Source organism: Streptomyces sp. YS-3, from assembly GCF_045257485.1.
Taxonomy (GTDB): domain Bacteria; phylum Actinomycetota; class Actinomycetes; order Streptomycetales; family Streptomycetaceae; genus Streptomyces.
Map to the genome: position 1 here is coordinate 47,183 of NZ_JBJHPC010000004.1, position 6,400 is coordinate 53,582.

Genomic DNA, 6,400 nt, shown 5'->3' on the forward strand with positions numbered 1-6,400 from the left:
CCGCAAGGATCGGTGCGCACGGAACCCATAACTTGTCGCTAACCTACTTTGCCGACCTGCTTACTTCGTCGAGTCGGCGAACAACTTCGCGAAGTCCGGGACGCTCGGGCGGGAGTGCGTCTTGGCGAAGGTCGCGCGAGCCCGGTCGGCTACCGGGGAAACGCGGACCTCGACCTCGGGGAATTCGAGGTCGGTTGCAGTGCGGTCATTGGAAGAACTTGCCATGGTTGCCTCCGTTGGTAGGTGCGTTGGCACTTCCCTTTGAGGCTATGACACGGAAAGACCGCGATCAAGGGAGCAGATTTTCGACGAATGGAATATGGAGGTCCGTTTATTTGCGGGCTGCACGAGAAGATGTGGCGCCGGGTCGACTTTGGCTGGTTGTAACTCACATTAGGCTTGTTAGTGCATGGGCCAGGGTGAACTTTCGGCCACTCCTGAAGTGTGGGCGGCTGCATTCTTCACAACTGAGAGATCCTCCTACCGGTTACTTGAGGCCTCAAATGCTCAACGATGTGACGGGATGCTACTTGTGCGGCAGTTCAGATGTTGCATCCCGGTGTTGATGCTTCTGGTGGGAACCTGGAGGTACAGGGGGCGGGTGGTGCTGACGGCCTCGGCCACAGCGTGGGATGCCGATGGGGATGGCCGCACTTACCGCCGCCCTCCGTCGCGGAGACAAACCAGCTGTGCAGGCCCTCACCCCCCGGCCGACGCCGTCGCTGAACGGGGTGCCCAGTCACTGGTTCGCGCCGGCCATGAAACCGGAGGGAGATCGTCACGTTGTGTACGCGTGGTCGACGGCGGTATCGGCTTCCCCGCGTCCTCGTCCCGTGGGGCGTTCCGTAGGACCCTGGGCACTGTGGCGAGCGGTAGTCAGCCCTGCCCCTCGTCGCATTCGTCGTCTTCGGGCCCCCACAAGGGGATGCTGAGCACGGTGTGGTCGGCGGGTGCTTCTGCCGCCTGGGCTTGTGCCGGCACGGCCTGCAAGATCCGCCCGGCAAACCCTCGCTGGACGGGATCGCCATGCCTGCTCACACTGCAGGGTCGATCCGGCCGCTGCAGGCGTCGCGCAGTATCAGTAGATCGTCCACGACCTTTTTGTGCTCCGCGTCCGCCTGGGCAGCGTCCAGCGATGCCATTACCCGTGTTCTGAGGTCCACGACTGCCGGTTCGGGCAGTACACATACACCGAGCGGGCTGATCCCCGTGTCGGCTCGGGCAAGTAGGTACTCCTCCAACTCGTCCCATGTCCGTCTCGCGGCCTGCTGGGCCTTCCGCCGTTCGGTATCCGTGTCCGCTTCCCCCAGCTCTTCAAGCCCCCGCAGCAAGCGCTGAACGTTGCGGTGCAACCCAGTGCATACTTTTCGGAACCGTGCTTGCACCTTGAGGGACGCCGCCACTCCACCGAGTATGAGAGTCAACGACGCCCCCGCCAGGAACACCCTGTATCTGCCGTCGTCGATGAATGCCAGTGCCCATACCAGGCGCAGGACGCCCGCCAGCCCGCACCAGAGCGTGAGTATCCGAAGGTGCACCCCGCGGCCCAGCCGTCGTCTCGTGCGCAGGAGCGCGAACTCCATCGGCTCGAAGGTGGTGGCGTAGACCGAATGAACAGCCCACAGCCCGACCAGCAGGATGGCTGAGGCACCTCCGCTTGTTGTGATCGTGAGGGCTGCGCAGAGAAGGAGCCCACCGACCCATACCGCGTAGACGGCCAAGGGCAGCCCTGTGATTCGCAACTTGGTCGTGTCACGGCTTGCTTGGTACCAGGGGTTGATGAGCCAGGAGCCGTAGATGAAGGCGGCGCCTGCCGGAAACAGGGCCAGTGGCCCCCAGCTACTCCCCAGGAAGGTCACGTTGAACCCAAGGAGGCCAACGATGGAAATGACGAGGCCAACGGCAGCCCGTCTGTTGGGGTTCGTCGGGGCACTGACGCGTATGAGTCGCAACATCTAGCAGGCGGCCTTTCTCCCATGGAACTGGCCGTTCTATCAGACCTCTCAGGACCCTCCGCCACCCGCGCCTACCGTCTGCCAAGCGGCACGGTCGGAATCGGAAATGCGGAATACCTCAGCTGCGCCCCTTCATGGCAGACGCCGGGCCCTGGGTGACGTGCTCCTTCGCCTGACACCCGACCAGGAGGCGGAGACGGCCGACTCCGGGGAGTGGGGCCGTGACAGCTGCTGAGCCCGCGAGCCGCTGCCCGGCCGCCAGGTGGCCCTCGTCGATCTCCTCGGTCGGCTGCTCAGCGGGGGAGTGAGTGGTCGTCGCGGGCAACATCGTCCTGCCCCTCATCGTGTCCGTCGGCTCCCTGGCCGGGCCCTCCGCGTTGCCCGGCTGCGCGGCAGGCGGACGTGCGGGGGACCTCCGCAGGAGCCACCGGGACAGGCAGGCCGCTCTCGCCCACCGCATCCACACTGACCCCGACACTGTCGGGGAGGACCTGCTCAAACTCGTCCTCACCCTCGTCGAGCTCCTGCGCCAGCTCATCGAACGCCAGACTTTGCGCCGGGTGGACGTCGGCAACCGACGACCAGGAAGAAGAGCTGGGAGCCACCTGCTCGCCCTCCACGACAGCCTCGCTGCCCTGTGCACCGAGCACGGCTACGCGGAGGAAGACCTCAATCTCGGCCTCGGCCAGCTCGGTACCCTGCTCCGCGCGAGGAGTGAGGCGCCCCGCACTCGCGGGACGCCTCACTCGTGCCGTACTACCGCGCTCGTGTGGGGGTCCGTGTCCGCGCCGGTGACATCTCGAAACGGGAGCCGCACGAGGCGGGGCTAGAAGCCCTTGACCACCCAGTCCTGGACGTCGGGCGTGGGGCTGCCCTGGGTCCACAGGGTCAGCCACACGCCGTTGCCCAGGGAGTTGCCCTTGGGTGTGATGGCCTTGCCGTAGGCGTTGACGGCGACGCCGTCCGCGGCCGGGGAGAACCTCTGGACGTCGCTGGCGGGGTTGCAGGTCCACAGGGTCAGCAGCGCGCCGTTGGTGTTGGCTCCGTTGGCCTCGGGCGTGATGCACTTGCCGCTCGCCTTGTGGACGATCAGGCCGTTCTCGTACTTCCATCGCTGGCTGTCCGAGCCCGTGCAGCTCCACACGGTGATGGGGGTGCCGTTGGCGGTGGCGTTGCCCTGGGGGGTCGCGCAGACGGATCCCGCCTGGTGGAAGTTGGTGAGCCAGCTCCAGCCGTCGACGGGCTTACCGGCTTCAGGGTCGACGTTGAAGACGACCCGGCGCGGTCCGCTGGAGTCCACCAGTGCCTCGTTGGCGCCCCAGATCCGCTTGGCATGGGGGTCCCATGACAGGCCCTGGGTCAGCTGTGGTGCCTGGGTGAGGACGTGCGGCGCCTCACCGGGCTTGGCCGCGTGGATGCAGGAGTAGAGGTCGGTGCCGCCCGGCCAGTACCTCGGGCAGGTGCCGCTCATGTAGTAGGTGGTGCCGTCGGTGGCCGTGCCCTGGATTCCCCACACGGGAGAGGTGTAGCCCGTGGTCTCCGAGGCAACGGTGGTGGGCAGACCCGTTCCGAGGGCCGACAGGGGCCAGCGGACGATGCGCGCACCCGCGCCGTTCCGGTTCTCCGCCGAGACCAGGACCGGAGTCGCACCGGAACTGTCGATGCTCAGGCTGCTCAGGCACAGCTCGCTTCCGACGGACGGGCCGCAGGCGCGGGGGCTGTTGTTGACGTACGCCGTGGAGAGCTTGTCGACCTGGGCGGTGCTGACGGTGCTGTAACGCGCGACGAGCGGCATGGCCCAGAGGTGGTAGCGGGCGGAAGTCTTGCCCGCGGCCAGACCGGTGGAGGCGCTCGTGGTGTCGGTCATGCGCCACATACGCGTCAGATCGAAGACCTGCAGTTCCGCGCCGTTGGCGACGAACAGCCGGTTGCCGTACCAGGCGACGCCGTCCGAGTGCGAGGGGTACTGGAGCGACTTGAAGTTGCCGCTCATCGGTTCCACAAGGGCGATGTGGCCGTACTTGACCTGGCCGCCGGCCGACTCCGCGATCGAGACCCTCGCATAGTCCTCGATGGTCGACGGAGTGCGGCCGCTGACATACGTGCCGTGGTACCAGGAGGTGGCGGTCAGGGAACGCCCCTGGTAGAGCCCGTCAGGGGTGGCGGCATGCGAGCCCGCGAAGCCCTGCGGCATCCAACCGCCGGCACCATCGGCGTAGTTGGACCGGTCGTCCTCGTCGTCCCAGCAGTAGCCGTCGGGCTTGAGGGCGGCGTTGAGGCCGGTGGCGTGGCAGAGGCCCGGGCGTCCCGTGCGGGTGCCCAGGACGTCGGTGACGGACGCCTTGGTGACGCCGGAGGTCTCGGCCGAGTCGATGAGGCTGGTCTTGTCCCCGTCCACGCGCGTGAGGGTGAAGTTCGCGGCGAACGGGTCCAGGCCGGAGGCGGCCTGGGCACTCTGGACGGGGAGCAGGAAGGAGGCGGCTACGGTCGCCCAGAGTGTCAGCTGGGCGAGGCGGCTTCTTCGCCCGAACAAAAGTTTCATTCGGCGAGGTTAACCGCTGGCTGCGCGCCATGATCATTTGTTTCACATAGTCTCCACGCGGACTGTGAGCCCGCGCAGCCCAGGACGCGGCGAGTGCACGGTTTCCGCTGTGGCCCGGCCCGTCGAGGGGGCGGGGACAGCAAGGGCGACGGCGGGACTCAGTAGAGCTCCCACCGCGTGACGGCGGCGATAGTGGTCATGTACGCCTGACTTGCAGTCCCTTCCTCCCGACTGATTCGTCGCTGGACACAGAACGCTATTCCGCGAGACTGATATTCGGTGACGTTCCCGTCAGGAGGGGCGGGGTTACGACGAGCGGACCCACGGCGTGCATGGCACCGTGCCGTCTCCGCGATCTGGCTGTGGCTCCGCCCCTGACCTGCCAGGCGGTGACTGGGCCTCACCCTGTACAGGACTCCGCCCCCGCACGGGCTTGGGGCCAGCTCGTGCCGGTGCGGGTCACGCGCGAGTCAGTGCACGCGGTGGTTGCTGTTGTCGGCCAGGTGCAAGTCCTCGCCGAGATCGACGCTCATGGACCTTGCCTTCACCGCAGGGCCCGCCGCATCAACCGCCACGGGGGCGCCGGAGTCGTGGACGACCGTGAGAGAAGCCGGAACGGCTTCCCCGCCGCTGCGCAGTGCTCAGCCAAACTGCGCAGCCAGGCCCGAGGCTGGGAGCGCCGCAGGTCAGTTGATGGGCAGCATTATTTCCTGCGCAGATTCAGTGAGCCAGCCGGTCGGCAGCCCACTCAGCCAACGTGCGCATCCGCGGATCAGAAGCGTGACGACTGCTCAGTTCCACTGACCTGCGACGGGAGGTGCGTGCACGGCCCCAGGGCGGTGGAACCCCGACAGGTGTCTGGGCTGGGGTGAGGGGTTCAGGCGCCGGTCAGGACCGCGTTGGCGCGTTCCAGGACGGTTGCGAGGACGCGGCCGACGACAGCCAGGTCCTCTTGGGGCAGGTCGCCCCACAGCCCCTGGATGATCGGGCCGAGTGCGGTGCGGACCTCGGACCACCGTGCTCGGCCCTCGTCGGTGGCTTGGACACGGCCCTCGCCGCCGTCGGTCAGGAACCCCGCGGTGGTCAGCTCGGTGATGCGCTCGGTCACCGCCTCCTCGCTGAACTGCGTGGCACCGCTGACCTTGGCGATGAGTTCGGCGCGGTCGACGTTCCCGCCGCTGACGATGGTCAGTGTCAGGGTCGCCCACTGGGGCTCGGTGATGCCGGTCCCGGCGAGTTGGCGCTCCAAGATGGCGTTGAGGGCCTTCTCGGTCTGGCCGACGAGTGCGGTGCCGAAGGGCTGGGTGCTGGTCATGATCTGGCCTCAATTCGTTCACTGACATAACGTTTATTCACCGAACGTTTATGACTTGAACGAACTTACATCGTTAGTCCGACTAACACAACCGGTAGGATCATCGTCATGACCAGCAGGACCGAACCGATGGACATCCCAGACCCCGAGCGGCGGACGCCGGACAGACTGCGCACACGGGCCAGCCGACTGCTGGCACAGATGTCCGCGCAGTCGGACCGGCTGATCAGCGACGGGCTGGCCCAGGCCGACGCCCGCAAATGGCACTACGCCGTGCTCGCCTCGCTGCACGAGCACGGCCCCGGCAGCCAGGCGACACTGAGCCGGCGCACCGGCATCTACCGCAGCGACATGGTCGGCGTCCTCAACGAACTGGCCGAGCGCGGCCTCATCGAACGAGCGCCAGATCCCGACGACCGCCGACGCAACGTCATCACCATCACCCCCCAGGGCCTCCGGCACCTCCGCCACCTGGACAAGGTCCTGGACGCCCTCCACGACGAACTGCTCGCCCCGCTGACCCCCGCCGAACGCACCCAGCTCGTGCACCTGCTCACCCGACTCCTGGACCATCACACCCAGCAGGCA

Annotated in this window: 6 protein-coding genes; 2 read left to right on the forward strand and 4 right to left on the reverse strand. The window is 66.9% G+C overall.

Annotated elements, in window-relative coordinates:
• Positions 1–60 precede the first annotated feature (60 nt).
• Together ACJA3G_RS00955 and ACJA3G_RS00960 are read right to left on the reverse strand one after the other, a co-directional pair.
• The gene (locus ACJA3G_RS00955) at positions 61–225 is read right to left on the reverse strand and encodes a hypothetical protein (protein WP_406550900.1); all 165 of its coding nucleotides are present in this window, start codon (positions 223–225) and stop codon (positions 61–63) included.
• An 809-nt stretch (positions 226–1,034) separates the two neighbouring features.
• Entirely contained in the window at positions 1,035–1,955 is a 921-nt protein-coding gene (locus ACJA3G_RS00960; protein WP_406550901.1) for a hypothetical protein, read from the reverse strand.
• Between the two features lie 344 nt (positions 1,956–2,299).
• Here ACJA3G_RS00960 and ACJA3G_RS00965 point away from each other — a divergent pair, with 344 nt between their 5' ends.
• The gene (locus ACJA3G_RS00965) at positions 2,300–2,785 is read left to right on the forward strand and encodes a gas vesicle protein K (protein ID WP_406550905.1); all 486 of its coding nucleotides are present in this window, start codon (positions 2,300–2,302) and stop codon (positions 2,783–2,785) included.
• Here ACJA3G_RS00965 and ACJA3G_RS00970 read toward each other — a convergent pair.
• Both ACJA3G_RS00970 and ACJA3G_RS00975 read right to left on the reverse strand, forming a co-directional pair.
• Positions 2,782–4,497 carry an RICIN domain-containing protein gene (locus ACJA3G_RS00970; protein WP_406550902.1) on the reverse strand — a complete coding sequence of 572 codons (1,716 nt, stop codon included), beginning with the start codon at positions 4,495–4,497 and terminating at the stop codon, positions 2,782–2,784. The two genes, ACJA3G_RS00965 and ACJA3G_RS00970, sit on opposite strands and share 4 nt — an antisense overlap.
• Positions 4,498–5,374: 877 nt before the next feature.
• Positions 5,375–5,812, reverse strand: a complete 438-nt coding sequence (locus ACJA3G_RS00975; protein ID WP_406550903.1) for a MarR family winged helix-turn-helix transcriptional regulator — start codon at positions 5,810–5,812, stop codon at positions 5,375–5,377.
• Between the two features lie 108 nt (positions 5,813–5,920).
• Between ACJA3G_RS00975 and ACJA3G_RS00980 the strand changes: the two genes are divergently transcribed.
• Positions 5,921–6,400 (forward strand): MarR family winged helix-turn-helix transcriptional regulator (locus ACJA3G_RS00980; RefSeq protein WP_406550904.1); only part of this gene is annotated, 480 nt, incomplete at its 3' end.